At 64.6% G+C, this 21,030-nt stretch carries 24 protein-coding genes; 9 read left to right on the top strand and 15 right to left on the bottom strand.

Features of this window, described 5'->3' with window-relative positions; all coding sequences use genetic code 11:
* The first annotated feature begins 78 nt into the window (after positions 1-78).
* The 4 genes from MB818_RS13735 to MB818_RS13750 all read left to right on the top strand — a co-directional run bounded on the left by MB818_RS13735 (position 79) and on the right by MB818_RS13750 (position 4,089).
* The gene (locus MB818_RS13735; RefSeq protein ID WP_234136182.1) at positions 79-1,176 is read left to right on the top strand and encodes an ABC transporter ATP-binding protein; all 1,098 of its coding nucleotides are present in this window, start codon (positions 79-81) and stop codon (positions 1,174-1,176) included.
* A 213-nt stretch (positions 1,177-1,389) separates the two neighbouring features.
* Positions 1,390-2,172, top strand: a complete 783-nt coding sequence (gene surE / locus MB818_RS13740; RefSeq protein WP_234136183.1) for a 5'/3'-nucleotidase SurE — start codon at positions 1,390-1,392, stop codon at positions 2,170-2,172.
* Positions 2,169-2,816, top strand: coding sequence for a protein-L-isoaspartate(D-aspartate) O-methyltransferase (locus MB818_RS13745; RefSeq protein ID WP_234166170.1), 648 nt, complete (start codon positions 2,169-2,171; stop codon positions 2,814-2,816). Before surE ends, MB818_RS13745 begins: the two co-directional genes overlap by 4 nt.
* A 79-nt stretch (positions 2,817-2,895) precedes the next feature.
* The gene (locus tag MB818_RS13750; protein WP_234136185.1) at positions 2,896-4,089 is read left to right on the top strand and encodes a peptidoglycan DD-metalloendopeptidase family protein; all 1,194 of its coding nucleotides are present in this window, start codon (positions 2,896-2,898) and stop codon (positions 4,087-4,089) included.
* A gap of 138 nt (positions 4,090-4,227) precedes the next feature.
* On the opposite strand, the gene MB818_RS13755 is transcribed toward MB818_RS13750, so the two are convergent.
* Together MB818_RS13755 and MB818_RS13760 are read right to left on the bottom strand one after the other, a co-directional pair.
* The gene (locus MB818_RS13755; RefSeq protein ID WP_238905443.1) at positions 4,228-4,893 is read right to left on the bottom strand and encodes a helix-turn-helix transcriptional regulator; all 666 of its coding nucleotides are present in this window, start codon (positions 4,891-4,893) and stop codon (positions 4,228-4,230) included.
* A 65-nt stretch (positions 4,894-4,958) separates the two neighbouring features.
* Positions 4,959-5,258: a hypothetical protein gene (locus MB818_RS13760; RefSeq protein WP_234136187.1), complete on the bottom strand. Its 300-nt coding sequence runs from the start codon at positions 5,256-5,258 to the stop codon at positions 4,959-4,961.
* Positions 5,259-5,483: 225 nt separating this feature from the next.
* Between MB818_RS13760 and MB818_RS13765 the strand changes: the two genes are divergently transcribed.
* The 4 genes from MB818_RS13765 (at position 5,484) to MB818_RS13780 (ending at position 8,060) form a co-directional block, all read left to right on the top strand.
* Complete coding sequence (locus MB818_RS13765) at positions 5,484-5,699, top strand: twin-arginine translocase TatA/TatE family subunit (protein ID WP_234143568.1); 216 nt, start codon at positions 5,484-5,486, stop codon at positions 5,697-5,699.
* 6 nt (positions 5,700-5,705) lie between these two features.
* The gene (gene tatB / locus MB818_RS13770; RefSeq protein ID WP_234136189.1) at positions 5,706-6,164 is read left to right on the top strand and encodes a Sec-independent protein translocase protein TatB; all 459 of its coding nucleotides are present in this window, start codon (positions 5,706-5,708) and stop codon (positions 6,162-6,164) included.
* On the top strand, positions 6,161-7,102 hold the full coding sequence (gene tatC, locus MB818_RS13775; RefSeq protein ID WP_238905444.1) for a twin-arginine translocase subunit TatC: 942 nt from the start codon (positions 6,161-6,163) through the stop codon (positions 7,100-7,102). Before tatB ends, tatC begins: the two co-directional genes overlap by 4 nt.
* 115 nt (positions 7,103-7,217) lie before the next feature.
* Complete coding sequence (locus tag MB818_RS13780) at positions 7,218-8,060, top strand: ATP-binding protein (protein ID WP_234136191.1); 843 nt, start codon at positions 7,218-7,220, stop codon at positions 8,058-8,060.
* A gap of 54 nt (positions 8,061-8,114) precedes the next feature.
* Here the strand turns inward: MB818_RS13780 and MB818_RS13785 are convergent, their stop codons facing one another.
* From MB818_RS13785 to MB818_RS13815, 7 genes are all read right to left on the bottom strand, one after another.
* Positions 8,115-8,759, bottom strand: coding sequence for an SDR family NAD(P)-dependent oxidoreductase (locus tag MB818_RS13785; protein ID WP_234136192.1), 645 nt, complete (start codon positions 8,757-8,759; stop codon positions 8,115-8,117).
* Between the two features lie 42 nt (positions 8,760-8,801).
* Entirely contained in the window at positions 8,802-9,050 is a 249-nt protein-coding gene (locus tag MB818_RS13790; protein ID WP_234136193.1) for a hypothetical protein, read from the bottom strand.
* A 143-nt stretch (positions 9,051-9,193) separates the two neighbouring features.
* Complete coding sequence (purF, locus tag MB818_RS13795) at positions 9,194-10,663, bottom strand: amidophosphoribosyltransferase (RefSeq protein ID WP_234176136.1); 1,470 nt, start codon at positions 10,661-10,663, stop codon at positions 9,194-9,196.
* 138 nt (positions 10,664-10,801) lie between these two features.
* Complete coding sequence (locus MB818_RS13800; RefSeq protein ID WP_238905445.1) at positions 10,802-11,374, bottom strand: Hint domain-containing protein; 573 nt, start codon at positions 11,372-11,374, stop codon at positions 10,802-10,804.
* Positions 11,375-11,616: 242 nt separating this feature from the next.
* Positions 11,617-12,171 (bottom strand): CvpA family protein, encoded by a 555-nt coding sequence (locus MB818_RS13805; RefSeq protein ID WP_234136195.1) that lies wholly within the window; start codon positions 12,169-12,171, stop codon positions 11,617-11,619.
* A gap of 42 nt (positions 12,172-12,213) precedes the next feature.
* Positions 12,214-13,575, bottom strand: a complete 1,362-nt coding sequence (gene radA, locus MB818_RS13810) for a DNA repair protein RadA (RefSeq protein ID WP_234136196.1) — start codon at positions 13,573-13,575, stop codon at positions 12,214-12,216.
* Between the two features lie 169 nt (positions 13,576-13,744).
* The gene (locus MB818_RS13815) at positions 13,745-14,188 is read right to left on the bottom strand and encodes a paraquat-inducible protein A (RefSeq protein ID WP_238905446.1); all 444 of its coding nucleotides are present in this window, start codon (positions 14,186-14,188) and stop codon (positions 13,745-13,747) included.
* A gap of 109 nt (positions 14,189-14,297) precedes the next feature.
* On the opposite strand from MB818_RS13815, the gene MB818_RS13820 reads away from it, so the two are divergent.
* Positions 14,298-14,741, top strand: coding sequence for an acyl-CoA thioesterase (locus MB818_RS13820; RefSeq protein WP_238905448.1), 444 nt, complete (start codon positions 14,298-14,300; stop codon positions 14,739-14,741).
* A gap of 37 nt (positions 14,742-14,778) precedes the next feature.
* On the opposite strand, the gene MB818_RS13825 is transcribed toward MB818_RS13820, so the two are convergent.
* From MB818_RS13825 to MB818_RS13850, 6 genes are all read right to left on the bottom strand, one after another.
* Entirely contained in the window at positions 14,779-15,528 is a 750-nt protein-coding gene (locus MB818_RS13825) for an ABC transporter ATP-binding protein (protein WP_234143577.1), read from the bottom strand.
* Positions 15,525-16,307 carry an MlaE family ABC transporter permease gene (locus MB818_RS13830; RefSeq protein ID WP_234136200.1) on the bottom strand — a complete coding sequence of 261 codons (783 nt, stop codon included), beginning with the start codon at positions 16,305-16,307 and terminating at the stop codon, positions 15,525-15,527. The genes MB818_RS13825 and MB818_RS13830 overlap by 4 nt, the downstream gene beginning before the upstream one ends.
* Entirely contained in the window at positions 16,304-17,425 is a 1,122-nt protein-coding gene (gene alr / locus MB818_RS13835) for an alanine racemase (RefSeq protein ID WP_238905449.1), read from the bottom strand. The genes MB818_RS13830 and alr overlap by 4 nt, the downstream gene beginning before the upstream one ends.
* Positions 17,426-17,455: 30 nt before the next feature.
* Positions 17,456-18,409 carry an isopenicillin N synthase family dioxygenase gene (locus tag MB818_RS13840; RefSeq protein ID WP_238905451.1) on the bottom strand — a complete coding sequence of 318 codons (954 nt, stop codon included), beginning with the start codon at positions 18,407-18,409 and terminating at the stop codon, positions 17,456-17,458.
* Positions 18,410-18,619: 210 nt separating this feature from the next.
* Positions 18,620-20,110, bottom strand: coding sequence for a replicative DNA helicase (locus MB818_RS13845; RefSeq protein ID WP_234136203.1), 1,491 nt, complete (start codon positions 20,108-20,110; stop codon positions 18,620-18,622).
* Positions 20,111-20,306: 196 nt separating this feature from the next.
* Positions 20,307-20,984: an orotate phosphoribosyltransferase gene (locus tag MB818_RS13850; RefSeq protein ID WP_234162347.1), complete on the bottom strand. Its 678-nt coding sequence runs from the start codon at positions 20,982-20,984 to the stop codon at positions 20,307-20,309.
* Between the last annotated feature and the right edge of the window lie 46 nt (positions 20,985-21,030).

Below are 21,030 nucleotides of genomic sequence, written 5' to 3' on the forward strand. Positions count from 1 at the left end.
TGCGCAGCGGGGGCGGGGTTGTTATCCCCGGACCAACTCCCGACCAAAAGGCTTGGGATAGGCAGCGAGGCCCGGCAGGTGAACGCAGGACAGACACCTCCACGATTGGAGATCCGCAATCTGGTGCGCGTCTTTGACGGGCGCCGGGTCGTCGATGACGTGTCGCTGCACATTCGCGCGGGGCAGGTGACCTGTCTGCTGGGCCCGTCGGGTTGCGGCAAGTCCACCACCCTGCGGATGATCGCCGGGGTCGAGATGCAGGACAGCGGCGAGATCTACGTGGACGGCAAGCTGATCTGCGACACCGTGTTCCGTGTGCCGCCAGAGCGGCGCGCGATCGGGCTGATGTTCCAGGATTTCGCGCTGTTTCCCCATCTGAGCGTGGCGGGGAACGTCGCTTTTGGCCTGAAAGGCAGCCGCGAAGAGAAGCGCGCCCGTGTCGAGGAACTGCTGGCGCGGGTATCGCTGGGCGGTCATATCGACAGCTATCCGCATCAGCTTTCGGGCGGTGAACAGCAGCGGGTGGCGCTGGCGCGCGCGCTGGCGCCGCGGCCGCGCATCATGTTGATGGACGAGCCGTTCTCGGGGCTCGACAACCGGTTGCGCGACGGCATCCGCGACGACACGCTGGCGCTGCTCAAGGAAGAGGATGCGGCGGTGCTGCTGGTCACGCATGAGCCGGAAGAGGCGATGCGCATGGCTGACGAGATCGCGCTGATGCGTGGTGGTCGGATCGTGCAGCAGGGCGCGCCATATAACGTCTATACCCGGCCCGCGGACCGGGCGGCGGTTGCCTTCTTCAGCGATATCAACGTTCTGCGGGCAACTGTCACCGGCGCACTAGCGCAGACGCCCTTTGGCCAGTTCCTCGCTCCGGGTATCCCGGACCGCACCGAGGTCGATATCGTGTTCCGGCCGCAGCATGTGAAGCTGGATTTCGACCGGGGTGGCAAAGGACCGCTGCCGACGCCCAGCGACGGCGTCGCCGCGCGCGGGGTGGTCGAACGGGCACGGTTTCTGGGCAGCGAGAGCCTTGTGGAGTTTCGCATGGATTTCGACGGGTCGCTGCTGAAGGCCACGGTGCCCAATGTGTTCATCCCTGAAACAGGGCGGGTGATGTGGCTGACCATCCGGCGCGACCGCTGTTTCGTGTTTCCGGCGGATCGCAGGCGCTGAGCGCGTGCCCCGGGCGGTGGCAAAAAATGTCCCATTTTTTGTGCCAGAATTTCGGCGAAATTCTGGGCGTTCGCCGCGAGCTGAACGGGTTTCCTCGTAAGGGGTTTTTATAGCAGGCAGGGCACAGGTGCCGCAGGCGTGCAACAGTCCGTCGGCGCGCGCTTGCCGCGCGGTGGAGGGGCGTCTATCAAGGGCCAAACAGGGCGGGGCGACATGCGCATACTCATCACCAATGACGACGGGATCAACGCGCCGGGGCTGGCGGCGCTGGAGCAGGTGGCCGAGGAACTGGCGGGGCCGGAGGGCGAGGTCTGGATCGTTGCGCCTGCGTTCGAGCAATCCGGTGTCGGCCATTGCATCAGCTATACCCATCCGATGCTCATCGCGCGCCTGGGCGAGCGCCGCTTTGCCGCCGAAGGCTCTCCCGCCGACTGCGTTCTGGCGGGCCTGCATGACGTGATGAAAGAGGCGCTGCCCGATCTCGTGCTGTCCGGTGTGAACCGGGGCAACAATGCCGCCGAGAACGCGCTCTATTCCGGTACCCTGGGGGGCGCGATGGAGGCGGCGCTGCAGGGCTTGCCCGCCATCGCGCTCTCGCAATTCTTTGGCCCGCGCAACTATGGCCGCACCGACCCCTTCGAGATTGCCCGAAGCCATGGGGCGCAGGTGATACGGCGTATCCTCGACACCTGGCCTGACGAACGGCCGGATTACCGGCTATTCTACAACGTCAATTTCCCGCCCGTCCCCGCGGCCGAGGTCAAGGGAATCCAAGCCGTGCGCCAGGGCTTTCGCGAGGGTACGCGGTTTTCCGCCGAGCCGCATCTGTCGCCCGCGGGCAAACGGTTCCTTTGGATCAAGGGCGGCGACCAGCAGCAGCGTACCGCGCCGGGCACCGATGCGGCGGCCAATCTTGACGGTTATGTCTCGGTCACGCCGATGCGCGCGGACCTGACCGCCGACGATGCGCTGGAGGCCTTGCAGGCGACCTTATGAGCGGCCCCGATCCCGAAACCAAGATGCAGTTCCTTTTCGCGCTCCGCTCCAAGGGGGTGACCGACAAACGGGTGCTGGCGGCGATGGAAGAGGTGGATCGCGGCCTGTTCGTGCGGGGCCTGTTCTCGGGACGCGCCTATGAGGATATGCCCCTGCCCATCGCCTGCGGCCAGACCATCAGCCAGCCCTCGGTGGTGGGGCTGATGACACAGGCGCTTGAGGTTACGCCGCGCGACAAGGTGCTCGAGGTCGGTACCGGATCGGGCTACCAGGCGGCGATCTTGGCGAAACTGGCGCGTCGGGTCTATACGGTCGACCGCCACGCCCGGCTGGTGCGTGCCGCGCAATTGGTGTTTCAGCAATTACAGTTGGTCAATATCACCACCATGACCGCCGACGGTTCTTTCGGTCTGCCAGATCAGGCGCCCTTCGACCGGATCATCGTTACTGCTGCGGCAGAAGATGCGCCCGGCCCGCTCTTGGCGCAGCTCAAGATCGGGGGTATCATGGTTTTGCCCGTGGGGCAGTCGGACACGGTTCAGACCTTGATCCGGGTGCGCCGTACCGAACAGGGTTTCGACTATGATGAACTTCGTCCGGTTCGGTTCGTACCACTGCTCGAGGGGCTGGGCAAGGATGGCTGACGGGGATGTCCCGTGCCTGACAGGATTGAACGACGCAAACCCCTGGACCACATGGGGGGGCGACTTTGAGGATTGCAAAATGAGCCGATTGTTCCGAACTCTGCCACGCCCTATGATGGGCCTGTCCGCGCTGGCCATGCTGGCCGCCTGCGAGGCGCCTTTGGACTATGATCTACGGGGACAAATCGGGGCTTTCAACACAACCGAGGCAGCGCAAACCGCCCGAACCACCGCGCGGCCGCAACCGGACCCGCGCGGGGTGATTTCCTATCCCAATTATCAGGTGGCTGTGGCTAAGCGCGGCGATACGGTGACGACGCTTTCAGACCGGGTCGGTTTGCCGGTCGGAGAGGTGGCTCGGTTCAACGGGCTGCAACCGGCCGACGGGTTGCGCGAGGGCGAGGTGCTGGCGCTTCCACGCCGTGTCGCAGAGCCGACCGGGCAGGGTAGCAATGTGGATATCGCCAGCCTCGCCGGCAGTGCCATCGACCAGGCGCCAGAGACCACCCCCGTCGAAACCACGGCGCTGGAGCCGGCCAAACCGGTGGCCCAACCCGCGCCGAAACCGAAAGCGCCCGAGCCGGTGCGGCACAAGGTGGCGCGCGGCGAAACAGCATATACCATCTCGCGGCTCTATCAGGTGCCGGTCAAGGCGCTAGGTGAATGGAACGGACTCGGCCCCGATTTTGCGATCCGCGAGGGTCAATACTTGCTGATCCCGATCAAGGATCAGCCGGCTCCGAGTACTGCGGCCAAACCAGCTGCGACCGCTGCAACCACCACCGCCGCAGTCAGTGCCCCCGGAGTCGGTTCGCCGACGCCAACCCCGCCCAGTGCGACCAAGCCGCTGCCCGAGGAGAAGGTGCCCGCCGCCAAACCGCAAGAACCTGATGTATCGGTTGGTCAGCCCACCGCGAGTAGCTCTGCGCGCCTCGCCTTCCCGGTAAAAGGCAAGATTGTGCGCCCGTATTCAAAGGGTAAGAATGACGGGATCGACATTGCTGGCGCTGCGGGCAGTCCGGTCAGCGCCGCCGAGGCGGGTACAGTGGCGGCGATCACCGCCGATGCCGACCAGGTGCCGATCGTGGTGATCCGCCATGCCGACAACCTGCTGACGGTCTATGCCAATGTGGACGGGATCGAAATCAACAAGGGCGATACCGTCAAACGCGGGCAAAAGATCGCCCGCTTGCGCGACGGCGAGAACGCCTATGTGCATTTCGAGGTGCGCAAGGGCTTCGACAGTTTCGATCCGGAACCCTATCTGAAATGACGGTTACGGGCCCTGCGGCCCGTGCCTCCGGCGGGAGTATTTTCGACCAGAAAGAAGCGGCAGGGAGTCCCGCCCCTTCATTTCGCTGAAAATACTCCGGGGGAGTCCGCAGGACGGGGGCAGCGTCCCCTGCCGCGCTCAGGGCTGGTAGTCGGCCAGGGTCTTGCCCGGTTCGTCGCGGAAGAGTTCGGGCAGGGGGCTGAGCGTTTCGATCAGGTCGATGCGGAACACGCGGAAGCCCGCGCGCAGTTCACACCAGGCGGTGAGCGTCCAGACCCGGCCCCAATACTCCATGTGCAGCGGGCGAATGGTGCGTTCGGTCAGTTCCCCGTCGATCCGGCGATAGACGAGCCGCAGCTTCTGGCGCGCCTTGATCGCGGCGCGGATCGGCGCCATATGCGCCAGCCCGCGGGCGGCATCGGCAAAAGGGTAGACCGCGAATTTCCAGGCATCGGCCTCGGCCACGGTCTGGGTGGGCAGCACCGCGTCGATCTTTTCCGCCAGGCGCTGGGCGGCAGCCTTTAGCTCGGGATCGGCGGCCTCGGCCACGATGGCCATGCCGAGGTTCAGCGCCTCGAGTTCCTCGGGCGTCAGGTTCAGCGGCGGCAAGGTGATCTGCTCGCGCACCATGTAACCCACGCCGCGCTCGCCCTCGACCGGAATGCCCGAGGCGACCAGCGTGTCCATGTCGCGATAGATGGTGCGGACAGAAACCTCGAGCCGTGCGGCGATGTCGCGCGCGCGGTGCAGCTTCCCGTCGCGCAGGATCTGGATGATGTCGAACAGGCGGTCGGTGCGGCGCATGGCCTACCCTTCGCGCGGGCCGGGGGCGGTGGTCAAGGCGCAAACGAGCGCCCTGACCCAGGCGTCTACATCTGCCAGAGCACGGTTTCATGCCGCATGGAAACGCTCTCGGGCGCGATTGCACCCATCAGCGCTGCGGCGCAATCGGCGCTTTCAAACGCCTTGGCCGCGGCTGTGGCAGCCGCTGCGTCGGACCAGACGACATAGTCGGTCCAGCGGCCATCGGCGCCCAGGCTGAGCCTGCGATGCTGAAAGCCGGGCAGCCCGCGCACGAAGCGTTCGGTCTCCTGGCTCAGGGTGACGAATTCGGCCTCGGTCACGCCGGGCGCCAGTGCGAAGGTGACGATTTCCGCGGTTTGTTTCATGGTCTGCTTTCCTTGTGTCCATGTTGCGATGGGCTGGATCTAGTCCCCTGCAACTGACATAAACCTGTCAGTTGATTGTGGCCGCCCCGGCGTTTTGTCGTTTTTTCGGGTTTTGCGTGGCTTGCCGGACCCTGTCCCGCTTTGCCGCGACAGATCAGAAGAGTAGACCGGGGCAGAGACATTTGCGCGGGCCGGCAGGCCCCAACGAGATCAAGGAGAGATCACATGCTCAACAATATCGGTCTTCCCGGCCTTCTGCTTATCGCCGTTGTGGTGCTGGTCCTGTTCGGACGCGGCAAAATCAGCTCGCTCATGGGCGAGGTCGGCAAGGGCATTACCGCCTTCAAGAAGGGTGTGAACGATGGCACCAAGGAGCTGGAGGACGACGCGGCCCAGGTGGCCAAGGACGTCACCCCCGAGGCCGACAAGGACAAGGCATAACCGCGCATGTTCGATCTGGGCTGGAGCGAGCTTCTGGTGATCGGCGTCGTGGCGCTGATCGTCGTGGGGCCAAAGGACCTGCCGGTATTGTTCCGCAATATCGGGCGCTGGGTCGGCAAGGCCCGCGGGCTGGCACGTGAATTCAGCCGGGCCATGAACGACGCCGCCGACGAGGCGGGGGTCAAGGATATCTCCAAGGGGCTGAAAGCGGCGACCAACCCGGTCAGCACCGCGATGGACGGGGTGCGCAAGGCGGCCACTGATTTCAAGACCGATCTGGACCCCACCAAATACGACCCTGACAGCGAAACCGGCAAGCTGGCGACCGAGCGGGCCGAGCAGGCAAAGAAGATACAGGCCGCCACCGCGCGCGTCGCTGCCGAGCGGCGCCTGCGCGAGGCCACGGCCGAGCTTGAAAAGGCGCAAGAGGCCGAGGCGGCGTTGAAACCCGGAACCGAGACATGAGCAAGACAGACGAGATCGACGATACCTCGGCGCCGCTGATCGAGCATCTGGCCGAGTTGCGCACCCGGCTGATCCGGGCGGTTCTGGCCTTTATCGTGGGGATCGTGCTGGCCTTTACGGTGGCCGAGCCGATATTGCAGTTCCTCTTGGCGCCGATCGAGGCAACGCTGCGCGACCTGGGCGATCCGTCGCCCACGCTGCAATATACCTCGCCGCAGGAATATCTGTTCACGCTGTTCCGCATTTCGATGGTGTTCGGCTTTGCACTGTCCTTTCCCGTGATCGGCTATCAGCTGTGGCGCTTTGTGGCGCCGGGGCTGTACCGGTCCGAAAAGGGCGCGTTCCTGCCGTTTCTGATCGCCTCGCCCTTCATGTTCCTGCTGGGGGCGTCGTTTGCGCAATTCGTGGTCACGCCGCTGGCGATGCAGTTCTTTCTGGGCTTTGCCGATGTCAGTTCGATCTTTGCCAACCTGCTGACGGGGGGCGGCGGCACGGTGCCCTCGGATGTGGCGGTGGTTCCCGAAACCTCGGAAGGGGTCAAGATCACCTTCTTCGGCAAGGTCAACGAATCTCTTGATATCACGCTGAAATTCATCATGGCCTTCGGTCTCTGCTTTCAGCTGCCCGTTCTGTTGACGCTGATGGGCAAGGCCGGACTGGTCAGCGCCGAGGGGCTGGGCAGCGTGCGCAAATACGCCATGGTTGCGATCCTGACCCTGGCCGCGCTGGTGACCCCGCCCGATGTGGTGACGCAGATCATTCTGTTCACCGTGGTCTACGGTCTCTACGAGATCTCGATCTTCCTGGTGGCGCGGGTGGAGAAAAAACGCGAGGCCCAGCTGCGCGCCGATGGCTATTATGATGACGAAGAGGAGTTCGACGATCCACTGATGGCCGAATTCGACGAAGAGGAAGCCGCGCAAGAGCGCAAGGAATAACTCCGCAGTTCAGGTTTCAACTGGCGCCCGGGCATCTGCCCGGGCGTTTTCGACGTGCCATCTTGCCGCCCGTGCAGGAACATGGTTTCTGTCCCGGACGCAAATGGAGGCGACGATGACAGAAGACGCGCTGAACCGTATCGCCGACGCTTTGGAGCGCATGGCGCCCGCGCCTTTGCGCGCGCCCGATTTCAGCAGCGCGCCAGCCTTTGTTTGGCACGTTTCCCCCGACCGGCTGGAACCGGTGGCCCAAGTCAATCGGGTCGATCTCGACCTGTTGGTGGGTATCAACCGCTCGCGTGATACGCTGCTCGACAACACCCGTCGGTTTGCCTCTGGCCACGGCGCCAACAACGCCCTGCTCTGGGGTGCCCGTGGCATGGGAAAATCCAGTCTGGTCAAGGCAGTGCATGGCGCACTTCAGGCTGAGTTTCAGGAACTGAAACTGGTGGAACTGCAGCGCGAGGACCTGCCCTCGGTTGCGCGCCTGCTCAACCACCTGCGTGTAGCGCCGCAGCGCTTCATCCTGTTCTGCGACGATCTCAGCTTCAGCCATGATGACCAGCATTACAAATCGCTCAAGGCGGTGCTGGATGGCGGCATCGAGGGTCGACCCGAAAACGTGGTCTTCTATGCCACCTCGAACCGGCGCCACCTGATGCCGCGCGACATGATCGAGAACGAGCGTTCCAACGCCATCAATCCCTCCGAGGCGGTCGAGGAAAAGGTCTCGCTCAGCGATCGCTTCGGTCTCTGGCTGGGGTTCCATCCCTGCGATCAGGATGAATACCTGGCGATGATCGACCGATACTGCGCCGCCTATGGGGTAAAGGTCGCCCCCGATACCCTGCGCGCCGAGGCGATCGAATGGCAGGCGACCCGCGGCGCCCGCTCGGGCCGGGTGGCGTGGCAGTTCTTCACCGATCTGGCGGGCCGTCAGGGCATCGCGCTGCGCTGATCCCTTTCATTCCGCCGCAAATACTCCCGCCGGAGGCGGACCCGTCCGCGCGGCTCAGAGCAACGCCACGATCCGCGTTGCCTCGTCCGCACACGGGGTCAGCGCCGCGCGGTCCTCGCCCGGATGGAACCGGGCGCGCAGCGCGGTCGCCATCGGCGCCGGTTCCACGATGGTGACGCGCGGACCAGTGCGTTCGGTCTCTGCCGCCCAGCTTCGGGCCAGCGACATCTGCGCCGCCTTGCTGGCCCCATAAGCGCCATAGAACTTGGCACCGGCCTTGGGGTCGTCAAAGAACACCACCTGTCCGGCCTCGCCCAGCAGCGGTGCCACATAGGGGATCAGGACCGAGGTCGCGGTGGCGTTCACCGCAATGGATTTGGTCCAGTCCTTGGGGTCAACGAAGACTGCCGGGCTCAGGGGCGCTGCGTGAATCGCGGTGTGCAGCCACAGGTCGAGCCGCCCCCAACGGTCGTGGATGCCACGGCAGAGCGTTGCCATGGCGGCCGGATCGGTGATGTCCATCGGCGCCAGCGTGGCGCTGCCACCGCGCGCCTTGATCCGGTCATCGAGTTCCTCCAGCGCGCCCGACGTACGGGCGACGGCGATGATGTGATGGGTGGGCGCCAGCGCTTCGGCCAAGGCCGCGCCCAGGCCGCGCGAGGCACCGGTGATCAGGGCCAGTTTGGTCTCTTGTGTCATGGCTGCGGTTTGACGGTGGCAGGCGGTCGCGTCAAGGGGGGATCAGCCTCCGGCGATATCGACCCGCCGGGTCCGGCCGCCATGCCGCAACACCACACCCTCGGCGTCGATGCCAAGCACCTCACCCGCGCGTGTGCGGTCACCGGGAGAGACTTCCTCGACCTTGCCACCCGGCAGCCGCACCAGAGCGCGCAGATCACCCGAGGGGCCGAACACGCCCAGCACGGTCAGGGTGTTCGCACGGATTTTCGCCGCCTGGGTGGCGGCCTCTTCGACGATTCCATTTGCCATGATCTGTTCTGCCCGTTTGTTCGACAGCGCGCTCTATCAGGAGAGCGCCTTGGGCGAAAGCCGCCAATCCATGTCCCGGCAGTATCCCGCCGGTGCGGTGGCCAAGAAAATTCGGCGAATTTTCTTGGGGCGTTGCGCCCGGCCTATTCGGCGGCTTTCAGCGAAAAGCCCTTTTCGATCATGTCCGAGGGCCGCACCGGGTATTCGCCCGAGAAACAGGCGTCGCAATATTGCGGACAGGCGCTGTCACGGCCATTTGTCTCGCCCACGGCGCGATAAAGCCCGTTGAGCGAAATGAATTTCAGGCTGTCCACCCCCAGATGGGTGCGCATCTCGTCCTCGGTCATGGTGGCGGCCAGCAGTTTCTCGCGCTCGGGCGTGTCGACGCCATAGAAACAGGGCCAGGCGGTGGGCGGGCTGGCGATGCGGAAATGCACCTCCTTGGCGCCGGCATCCAGGATCATGTCCTTGATCTTGCGGCTGGTGGTGCCGCGCACCACCGAATCGTCGACCAGGATCACCCGCTTGCCGCGGATCAGAGCGCGGTTCACGTTCAGCTTCAGCCGCACGCCCATGTTGCGGATCTGCTCGGTCGGTTCGATGAAGGTGCGGCCCATATACTGGTTGCGGATGATCCCCATCGCATAGGGAATGCCGCTTTCCAGCGAGAAGCCGATCGCCGCCGGGGTGCCGCTGTCGGGCACCGGGCAGACCAGATCGGCCTCGACCGGGCTTTCCTTGGCCAGTTCGCGGCCGATCGCCTCGCGCGTCTCATAGACACTGCGCCCGCCCAGGATCGAATCGGGGCGCGAGAAATAGACATGTTCGAAGATGCAGAACTTGGACGGCTGCGGGCGGAAGGGGAAATGGCTTTCGACGCCGCCGTCGGTGATCACCACCATCTCGCCCGGTTCGATCTCGCGGATGAACTCGGCACCGATGATATCCAGCGCACAGGTCTCGGAACTGAGACACCAGCCTTCGCCGATCCGGCCCAGCACGAGCGGCCGCACGCCCAGCGGGTCACGGACGCCGATGAGCTTGGTCCGGGTCATCGCCACCACCGAAAACGCGCCCTCGACCCGGCGCAGCGCATCCTCCATCCGCTCGGGGATGTTGCGCTGCAACGAGCGGGCCATCAGGTGGATGATGCATTCGCTGTCCGACGAGGACTGAAAGATCGAGCCACGCTCGATCAGTTCCCGCCGCAGCGCATTGGCATTGGTGATGTTGCCGTTATGGGCAATCGCCGCGCCGCCCATGGCAAACTCGCCGAAAAAGGGCTGCACGTCGCGGATCTGGGTCTGTCCCTTGGAGCCGGCGGTGGAGTAGCGCACATGGCCGATGCCCAGCGGGCCGGGCAGGGTCTCCATCACCGATTGCGAGGTGAAGTTGTCGCGGACATAGCCAAAGCGGCGGGCCGAGTTGAACCCCTGTTCCGGATCATGGGTGACGATACCGCCCGCCTCTTGCCCCCGGTGTTGCAGCGCATGCAGGCCGAGCGCGACGAAACTGGCGGCGTCCTGAACGCCGATCACCCCGAATATTCCGCATTCCTCGCGCAGCTTGTCGTCGTCAAAGGGGTGGGCAATGGGAAAGCGCGGGGCGGGCATCTGCGGGCTTTGCACGGGGGCAGCTCCGATTCCGTTTCAGGTCAGGCCCCACATACTGCCTCTGGCCCCGGCTGTCACGAAAGGATCATAAATTCTTTCGTGACAGGCCGCGGCAAAACGGGTGCTTGCCCTTTCTGATCACGCCGCCAGGTCGGGGGCCAGATTGCCACCGCTGCGCAGCATCAGCAGGGCGCGGGTCTGACCATAGTCGAGGCGATGGAAATGGCGGGCGGGGGTCTCGCCGGGCATCAGGATGCGGGCCCCGGTCTGGGCCCAGACAACCTCTTCCTCGGCAAAGCGCAGGGCATGGGCGGGCAGCGGCGCGGTGGGTCGCTTGTGAATGCCCGCGAACCCGGCCAGCGCCGCCACCGGGGCCAGCACGGTGGGCAGGCCGAACAGGCGGCGGCAGTCGGGACCGTTCAGGGCCAGGAAATGCCCCTCGGGCAACAGCAGGTCCGAGCAGGTGCCCAGCGTGCCGCCGGGAATACGCCAGAGCGGCGCGGGCGCGGCAGTCACCGCATGGGCAGCGGTGACCTTGCAGAACCCGCCGTCGATGGTGGCCACAAGGTCACCGGCGCGAATATCCTCGATTGCGGACCAGCCGGTTTCGGTTTCCAGCAGGGTTCCGGCAGGCAGGCCGGGAACCGCGGGCGTCAGGGCAGGGGTTACGGCGGCAAAGCGGGCAAAGGCAGTATCATGAGAGAGCAGCATCGGGGGTCCTCCTGTCGCTGACGTCTGTTCTGGACTGCCGCCAGAATGGGGTCCGAATTCCGCCGAATTTTCGACACGATTAAGGCCAAATCCGAGAACCGTTGCCAGCACCGGAACAGTCATGCCTCAGCTGCGGGATTCCCCCAAGCCCGAGAACGTGGGGTAAGGTCCTGTTAACCAAGAGAAAGCCCGCGCGGCGGGGCCGGGCGGGCTTTCGAATGCGATTCGTGGCGGCCGCGCGGTTACTGGGCGCAGGTGCCGACCAGCCCCTCGTATTGCTGGGTGACCCAGCCCAGCGCGGCCTCGGGGTTCTGTTGCTCGATCTTGCCGGTCATGCGGGCAAAGACCTGGGCCGAGCGGCTTTCATCGACGATGGTGAAATTCTGCCCGGTCATCACCGTGTCGTAGACAAAGAAAGCAATCGCCACCAGCAGCACACCGCGCGCCACGCCAAAGATGAAGCCCAACCCCTGATCCAGCCCGCCCAGAGCGGAACGCTGTACCAGCGAAGAGAACAGCGGCGTGAAGAAGCTGACCACCACCAGCGCCAGCGCGAAGACGGCGGCAAAGGCGGCGATCACCGACAATTCGCAACTGTCGGTCAGGAACTCGCCCACCACCGGCAATTCGCGGATAAGCGGCATCGCCTTGGGCGCAAACAGAAAGGCAAGTACCGCAGCCGCGATCCAGCCGGCGATGGCCATGGCCTCGCGTACGAAGCCGCGCGCATAGGCCAACAGCGCCGAAAGCACGATGATCAGGGCAACGACCCCGTCGATGATGGTGAAACCTTCCATGGCCCTCGCCTGTCCGTTCCTTGCTGCCCTTTGGGGGCGGTGTTATCCGGCTCCGAAGAACTCGCCGACAAAGCCGACCAGATCGGTGGGGCGGGTCATCGCCAGCCCCTCAAGGGTACCGGTCTTGCCGCCCGCCGGAGCGATGGCTGAGGTGAAACCAAGTTTTTGCGCTTCTTTCAACCTGTTTTCCGTCTGGCTTGCGGGCCGAAGCGCGCCCGAGAGGGAAATTTCGCCGAAAATCACCGTATCGGCTGGCAGCGCCCGGTCTTCGCGCGCGCTGAGCAGCGCGGCGGCCACCGCCAGATCGGCGGCGGGTTCCGAGATCTTGAGCCCGCCCGCCACGTTCAGATAGACATCGAGCCCGGCAAAGGGGATGCCGCAGCGCGCCTCGAGCACGGCGAGGATCATCGCCAGCCGCCCGCCATCCCAGCCCACCACGGTGCGGCGCGGCTGGCTGTGGGGCGAGGGGGCGACAAGGGCCTGCAACTCGACCAGCACGGGGCGGGTGCCCTCGATCCCGGCAAAGACCACCGAACCGGGGCTGGGGGCGCCGCGCTCGCTGAGGAACAGGGCCGAGGGGTTGGTGACCTCAGAGAGCCCGGCGCCGGTCATCTCGAAGACGCCGATCTCGTCCGCCGCGCCGAACCGGTTCTTGACGCTGCGCAGGATGCGGAACTGATGGCCGCGCTCGCCCTCGAAATAGAGCACGGTGTCGACCATGTGTTCGACCACGCGGGGGCCGGCGATCTGGCCCTCCTTGGTGACATGGCCCACCATGATCACCGAAATGCCTGTGCGCTTGGCAAAGGTTGTCAGCTCATGCGCCGAGGCGCGCACCTGGGACACGCTGCCCGGCGCGCTGTCCACATTGTCGGCCCACATGGTCTGGATCGAATCGATGATCACCAGTCCGGGTTTCTCGGCCTCCAGCGTGGTGAGGATGTCGCGCAGGTTGGTCTCGGCGGCCAGTTGCACCGGCGCATCCGCCAACCCCAGCCGACGGGCGCGCATGCGCACCTGCGCGCTGGCCTCTTCGCCCGAGACATAGAGGGTTTTCAGACCCTTGCGGGCAAAAGCGGCTACCGCCTGCAATAAAAGCGTGGATTTGCCGATACCCGGATCGCCGCCCACCAGAATCGCCGAGGCGGGCACCAGCCCGCCGCCCAGCACCCGGTCCAGCTCGTCTATCCCCGACAGCGCGCGGGGCGGCGGGGTCTCTTCCGAGGCGAGATCGGTGAGGGCGACGGCCCGGCCCCGCCTGGCGCCGAGCGATGTCTTGGCCGGACCCACCGACAGGCCCGCATCCTGGGAGATGGTGTTCCATTCGCCGCAGCCTTCGCAGCGACCCGACCATTTGGTGAAGGACGCTCCGCAGGCGGAGCAGGAGAAAGAGGGTTTTGCCATACGCGCTTAGTGCCCTGTCTTTGGCGACACCTCAAGAGCGGAGCGCTCCCGCCCCCCTCGGGCGCCCCTGGCGGGACGCCTGCGGGCGTTGGGCCGGGCGCCGCTGTCGCGGCGGTTTCTTGCGAGGCTCTGCCTCGCGCTCCGGGATATTTTGGGCAAGAGGAAGGGGTTATGGTGTTTGTTTTTGCTGGCGTTCGGTCAGCAGGCCCAGCGTGATGGACGCGAGGATGCAGCCGGTGAAGAGATAGAGGCCCCAGGCGACCTCGATGGTGGCATAGGAGATGCCCTTGGCCAGGGTGATGTAGAGCGCGATCAGGAAGATATCGGCCATGGCGAGCTTGCCCAGCACGTGCAGCGCGGGCTGTGCCCGGGGATCGAGCAGATCCCACTGGATCAGGGCGGTGCCGATGGTCTTGAGATACGGGGCGAAGAGCGCGAATGCGGTGACGATCAGCGCCAGCGCCACATCCGAGGCCCAGAGGCTTTGCAGCCCGGTGATCACGCTGATCTCGCTCAGGCCGAAGATCGGCAGCAGCCCCGCCCGCATCAGCGGCGCGAACCAGGCGATGGGATAGAGGATCAGCAGCGAGAGGGTGGCGAGGCGGAGGGTCATCGGAATGTCTCGTTGTTTGCGACGACCGACCTAATCAGCCATCCACATGGCCACAAGCCTTGAGCGGTGTGAAACCTGCTATCATGAACGGGGAAAAGAGGAGGTGGTCATGTCAGATTTTGTTTCGTTCCGGTCTGTTGTCGACCCGTCGGATTGCGATTTTCTGGGTCACATGAATGTGTCGCGCTATTTCGCGGCCTGTTCCGATGCCGTGTTCGCGGTGCAATCAGAAATGGGCATGACCGCCGAGGACATGCGAAGCGGGCGGCGTCTGTCCTTTGCGGTGGTGCATGCGGACAGCAGCTTTTTGTCTGAACTGGCGGCTGGTGACGCGATCTACATGCGGACCAGCGTGGTCGAATGCGGTGGCAGGTCGGTGACCTTTCGCCACCGTTTGTTTCGGGCGGGGGATGGCAAGGAGGCCTTTCAGAGCGTTTTCAAATGCGTGCTGCTCAACCTCGACACCCGGCGGGCAGAGATGCTGCCCGATGAGATACGGATCAAGGCGCAGGAATGGGTCGAGGAGGGATGTACCGGGATGCCCGGAGCCTAGCAGCGCGCACCGAAACGCTCGCCGCGGGGCGCTCGGCTCAGCGCACCGCCTCGATCGGCCCTTCCGCTCTGCCATGAATGAACTGGTCCAGGTAAGGGTCGCCGCTGTCGTCCATTTGCGCCACCGGGCCTGTCCACTGGATTACGCCACCATGCAGCATCGCCACGTTGTCGGCAATCGCGCGCACGCTGGTCATGTCATGGGTGATGGTCATCGCGGTGGCGCCCATCTCGGTCACGATCTCTCGGATCAGCTCGTTGATCACGCCGGCCATGATCGGGTCGAGGCCCGTGGTGGGCTCGTCAAAGAAGATGATCTCGGGTTCGGCGGCGATGGCGCGCGCAAGGCCCACACGTTTCTGCATGCCGCCGGAGAGTTCCGCCGGAAAGCGGTCGGCCACGTCGGGTTTCAGCCCGACACGGCGCAGTTTCTCGATGGCGATTTCGCGGGCTTCGGCCTGGGGACGCTTCAGCGAGCCGCGCAGCAGGCGAAAAGCGACGTTCTGCCAGACCGGCAGCGAGTCGAACAGCGCGCCGCCCTGGAACAGCATCCCAAACCGGGCCAGGAACGCATCGCGGTCGCTGGTATCGGCGGCATCCTTGCCATCGACATAGATCTTGCCGCTGTCGGGCTTGATCAGCCCCAGCACGCATTTCAGCGCCACCGACTTGCCGGTGCCCGAGCCACCGATGATCACCATCGAGGTGCCGCGCGGTACATGCAGGTTCATCCCCTGCAACACGCGATTGGGGCCAAAGGCCTTGTGGACATTCTCCATCCGGATCATATCGAGAAGAACACCCCCGTCAGAACAAAGTTGGCCGCCAGGATCAGCACGGCGGCCGCCTCGACCGAGCCCTTGGTGGCGCGACCCACGCCTTGGGCGCCGCGGCCGGAATTCATGCCGTAATAGCAGCCCATGACCGCCGCGATGACGCCGAACACCGCCCCCTTGACCAGCGACGAGACCACGTCGCGGGTTTCCAGGAAATCGACGGTGTTTTGCAGATAGGCGGCGGCGTTGAAGCCGAGGTTCTGCACCGCCACAGTATAGCCGCCCATGATGCCGATGATATCGCCGATACCCACCAGCAGCGGCACAGTGATCAGCGCCGCCAGCACCCGGGGCGCGGTCAGGTATTTCATCGGATGGGTCGACAGTGTCACCAGCGCGTCGATCTGCTCGGTCACCTTCATCGTGGCGATCTCGGCCGCGATCGAGGAGGTGACGCGCGCCGCGATCATCAGCCCCACCAGCACCGGACCCAATTCGCGCACCATGCCGATGGCGACGATCTGCGGCACCACGGCCTCGGCGTTGAACCGGGCGCCACCGGCATAGATCTGCAAGGCCAGTGCGCCGCCGGTAAAGATGGCGGTCAGGCCCACAACCGGCAGCGACAGCCAGCCGATATTCAGCAGCGCAACCGCCAGTTCACGCGGGTAATAGGGCGGGCGCAGGATATGGCTGACCGCGTCGAGCGCAAACAGCGTCACCCGGCCAAAGCTGGCCAGAACAGACAGGACCAGCCGGCCCAGCCGAGCCAGGAGTGCAAGCGGGCTCATTCCGCGATGCTCTGCGGCAACAGGTCGGGGCGGCGCTGCAACTTGTCACGGATCGATTCGACGGCACGGTCGGCGCTGGCCGAGCGGCTGACATAGCTGCGGCGATAGCGTCGGCCCATCGAAGTCAGGATCTCATAGCCGATGGTGCCTGCGGCCTCGGCCAGATCATCAACGGTCTGAAGCCGGTTGAGCAGTTGCAGGCTGGCGGGTTCGTGGTCCAGTGCGCTGACATCGACAGTGATCAGATCCATCGAGATCCGGCCCACCACCGGGCAGGCGACCTTGCCAGCATAGAGCGAGATGCCACGTCCCATCGCGCGGTGCAGCCCGTCCGCATAGCCCGCCGCCACCGTGGCGATACGGCTGGCGCGCGGGGCGGTCCAGCTGTTGCCATAGCCCACCGTTTCGCCCTGGGCCACGTCGCGCACCTGAATCACCGGCAGGTCGAGGGTGACGACCGCCTTGGCCTCGTCGAACGGTTCGCCCCCATAGAGGCCGACGCCGGGGCGGCAGAGGTCAAAGTGATAATCCGGCCCCAGCAGGATACCACCCGTGGCCGCCAGTGAGCGCGGAACTTTAATTCCGTCCGTCATCTCTTTGAAAACGCGCAATTGCTTGCGGTTCATATCATGGTCTGGTTCATCGGCGCAGGCCAGGTGCGACATGATCAGAACCGGGTTCTGGCGCAGCGCGATCTCGCGCAGCTGAGCCCAGTCTTCGGGTTCCAGCCCCAGCCGGTTCATTCCGGTGTCAAGCTGGATGCCAAAGCGGTGGCCCGGCAACTGCTCCACATGGCGGAGCATCTGATCGACCGAGTTGATCATCGGGGTCAGCCGGTTGGCGCGCAGGATGCCCGCGTCGCCCTCCATATGGCCCGAGAAGACACCGATCATCGGTTCGGGACCGACCGACTTGCGCACCGCGGCGCCTTCCTCGGCGGCGGCGACAAAGAACTTGCGGGCCCCGGCACGGGCCAGGCGGGCGGTGACACGGCCAGACCCAAGGCCATAGCCATCGGCCTTGACCACGGCAGCGGTCTCGGTGGCGGTGCGGGCATCCAGCGCCCGCCAGTTGTCGGCAAGCGCGTCGAGGTCGATGGTCAGATGTGCGGTACTCATGCCCCGTTCATGCCATGGGGGACGCGGGGGTCAAGGGGAATTGGCGGTTGCGCACGTGGGTTTGTGGGCGTCATAGGCGGCTTCAAGCTCGGTTCTGAGGAAATCGCCAAAAACCAGCGGTGGAAATTTCGGCGCGCCGGTTCCCGGAAGCGGTTCAATCACCGTATTCACATGCGGATCGTAGAAGAACGGGCAACTGAACCGTTCGTGTCCCGAACGGTTGATCACCCGGTGCGGGGTCGATTTGAGCCGTCCGTTCGACATCCGGTGCAGCATGTCACCCACATTGACCACCAGCGCGCCGGGGCGATGAGGCACGTCGACCCACTGGCCCGCCGGGGTGCGCACCTGAAGCCCGCCGACACTGTCCTGCGCCAGCAGGGTGAGGCAGCCGAAATCGGTATGAGGAGCAGAGCCGTAGAGGTCGTCCGGGCTGGCCGGGGGCTGCGGTGGGTAATGCAGCAGGCGCAGCCAGACGGTCGGGCGGTCAAAGGCCGACAGAATGGACAGGTCAGTGACACCAGCAGCCGCGAGCGCGATGGTCGTCAAACGGTGACCAAGCGCGCACATTGCGGCGCTGTAGCGTTCCAGGACATCGCGGAACCCGTCCAGGTCCGGCCAGCGGTTCGGCCCCGACAGATACTCCTCCGGGATCGCCACCGGGTCCTCTCGCATCATCATGAAACTGGCCGACTGGTTCGGCTTGGTCACGGTGGCAAGGGTCGAGTTCACGTCGGTCGAACTGTTGATCGGGATATAGCCGCGATGGCTGCGGTCGACCGCAATGGCCATCTTCTGCTCAAGCGGCAAGGCATGAAACCGGCGCGCGGCCTCGAACAGCGCTTCGGTCAGGGCGGGGTCGATGCCGTGACCGGTGATATACCCGAAACCTGTGGTGCCATAAGCCGCAAGGAAATCCGCGGCGCTCTCTGTGTCGGGACGATCACCCAGATGGATGACGGGAATCTCGGTGAATTCGGTCATGTCCTTCTCGCGTTGCGGGACCGGGAAACAGCTGGGTCGCAGGTTCTGTCCGTTTCGATTTGTCGACTTGCCGTCTCTCTCGCGGCGCACACCATGGATCGGGCCGGGAAAGATGTTTGGCTGGTGCGCCACAAGCCCTTGGTTTTGCGTCTATTCTTCAGGCATTTGCTGGTGGCGCGGCACGGGGTCCCGATACCCGTAGACGCGCCCTCAGTATTCCGCGATTTCGCCGCCCTGCTGCCAGGGCTTCACGAGATTTCCAAAGCGGGTGAACTGCGCCTCGAAGCTCAGTTCGACCGTGCCGATGGGGCCGTGACGCTGTTTGCCCACGATCACCTCGGCCTTGCCGTGCAACCGTTCCATCGCGGTTTTCCACTCTTCCATCCGGTCCAGCTCGTGATCGCCCGGCTTTTCGCGTTCCTTGTAATATTCCTCGCGGAACACGAACATCACCACGTCGGCATCCTGCTCGATCGAGCCCGATTCCCGCAGGTCGCTCAGTTGCGGCCGCTTGTCGTCGCGGTTCTCTACCTGGCGGGACAGCTGGGACAGCGCGATGACCGGAATGTTCAGCTCCTTGGCGATGGCCTTCATCCCCATCGAGATCTCGGCGATCTCGTTCACCCGGTTGTCAGCCATCCCCCGGCACAGCTGGAGATAGTCGATCACCAACAGGTCCAGCCCATGGGTCCGCTTCAGCCGCCGCGCGCGGGCGGCCAGCTGGCTGATCGGCAGGGCGGGCGTGTCGTCGATGAACAGCGGACAGGCCTCCAGATCCTTGGCGGCGTTGACGAAGCGTCGGAACTCGTCCTCGGTCATGTCGCCCTGGCGGATCTTGTGGCTGGAGATTTCCGAAGCCTCGGCCAGAACCCGGCCCGCCAGCTGCTCGGCGCTCATTTCCAGGCTGAAGAAGCCCACCACGCCGCCATCCACCGCGCCCTCGGTGCCGTCATGGCGCTGGCCACGCTTATAGGCCTTGGCCACGTTGAACGCGATGTTGGTCGCCAGCGAGGTTTTCCCCATCGACGGACGCCCGGCCAGGATGATCAGGTCGGATGGGTGCAACCCGCCCAGCTGCTTGTCCAGATCGACCAGCCCGGTCGAGATGCCAGCCATGCCGCCGCCGCGCTGATAGGCCTGGTTGGTGACATTGACTGCCTCGGTTACCGCCTTGAGGAAACTCTTGAATCCGCTGTCGGTCTGGCCCTGTTCGGACAGCTTGTAGAGCTTCTGTTCGGCCTCGACGATCTGCTCCTTGGGCTCGCTGGCCACATCGACGCGCGCCGCCTTGTCCGAGATGTCGCGGCCCAGCCGGATCAACTCGCGCCGGATCGCCAGATCATAGATCATCTGCGCATAGTCGCGCACGGCAAAGGCGCTGATCGAGGCACCGGCGAGATTGACCAGATAGGCGGCCCCGCCCAGTTCCGCCAGCCCCGCATCCTCGGCCATGAAGGATTTCAGCGTCACCGGCGAGGCCAGCGCGTTCTTGGCGATGCGGGCGGCGGCCACCTCCCAGATACGGGCATGCACCGGGTCATAGAAATGTTCGGGTCCGATGATTTGGGCGACCCGGTCATAAAGGTCGTTATTGGTCAGTATGGCGCCCAAGAGCTGCTGTTCGGCCTCGACCGAATGCGGCATGGTGTCCGGGTTTTGGACTTCGGCAGTTGCCTGTCCGATTGTGGTGATCTCGTTCATGTCTGCTCTACCGCCTCTTGGGTCAGAGGTCATAGCCGAGCGTCGCGAGTCGGCCAAGTTGTATGTTTTCTGGGGATATGCTGTGCATATCTCCGCACCCCCCGTATCTTGAAGGAGCGGCGGGGGGTACGTCAATATCTGGTGGAGCGGCGGCGCCTTTCAGCCAAGAGACGCCCGGGTGCCGTCGCGTCGGGTGTCAGCGTTTGTTGGCGGCCTGCCAGGCGCGTGGATCCTTGAGAAAGGCCTCGACCCCGCTCAGCGTGACCTCGTCAAAGGCCCCTTGCGCGCGCGCCTCGGCCAGCACATCCCACCAGGTGCACAGGTAATGCAGCGCAACCCCGTGATCGCCCAGCGTCTTTTCCGTCTCGGGGAAGATGTCGTAGTAAAAGATCACCGCCGTATGGCCGCAGCTTGCGCCCGTCTTGCGGATCGCATCGACAAAAGAGAGCTTGGAGCCGCCATCGGTGGTCAGATCCTCGACCAGCAGAACCCGCTGGCCCTCGCTCATCGCGCCCTCGATGCGGGCGTTGCGGCCATAACCTTTCGGTTTCTTCCTCACATAGGTCATCGGAAGCGCCATCCGCTCGGCCACCAGCGCGGCAAAGGGGATGCCCGCCGTCTCTCCTCCGGCGATGTTGTCAAAGGCCTCGAAACCTGCGTCGCGCATCACGGTGACGGTCAGGAAATCCATCAGAGTCGCGCGGATGCGCGGAAACGAAATCAACTTGCGGCAGTCGATATAGCTGGGCGAGGGCAGTCCCGAGGCCAGGATATAAGGTTCTTCGGTGTTGAAATTCACCGCGCCGATTTCCAGCAACATGCGGGCAGTCAGACGGGCGATTTCTTCGCGGGTCGGGTAGGCAGCAGGGATCATGGTCAGGTTCCGTTTTTCATGGGCGGGACCAGAATTTTGTGGAAAA

This window comes from Ruegeria alba (assembly GCF_022321465.1).
Classification (GTDB): Bacteria; Pseudomonadota; Alphaproteobacteria; order Rhodobacterales; family Rhodobacteraceae; genus Ruegeria_B; species Ruegeria_B alba.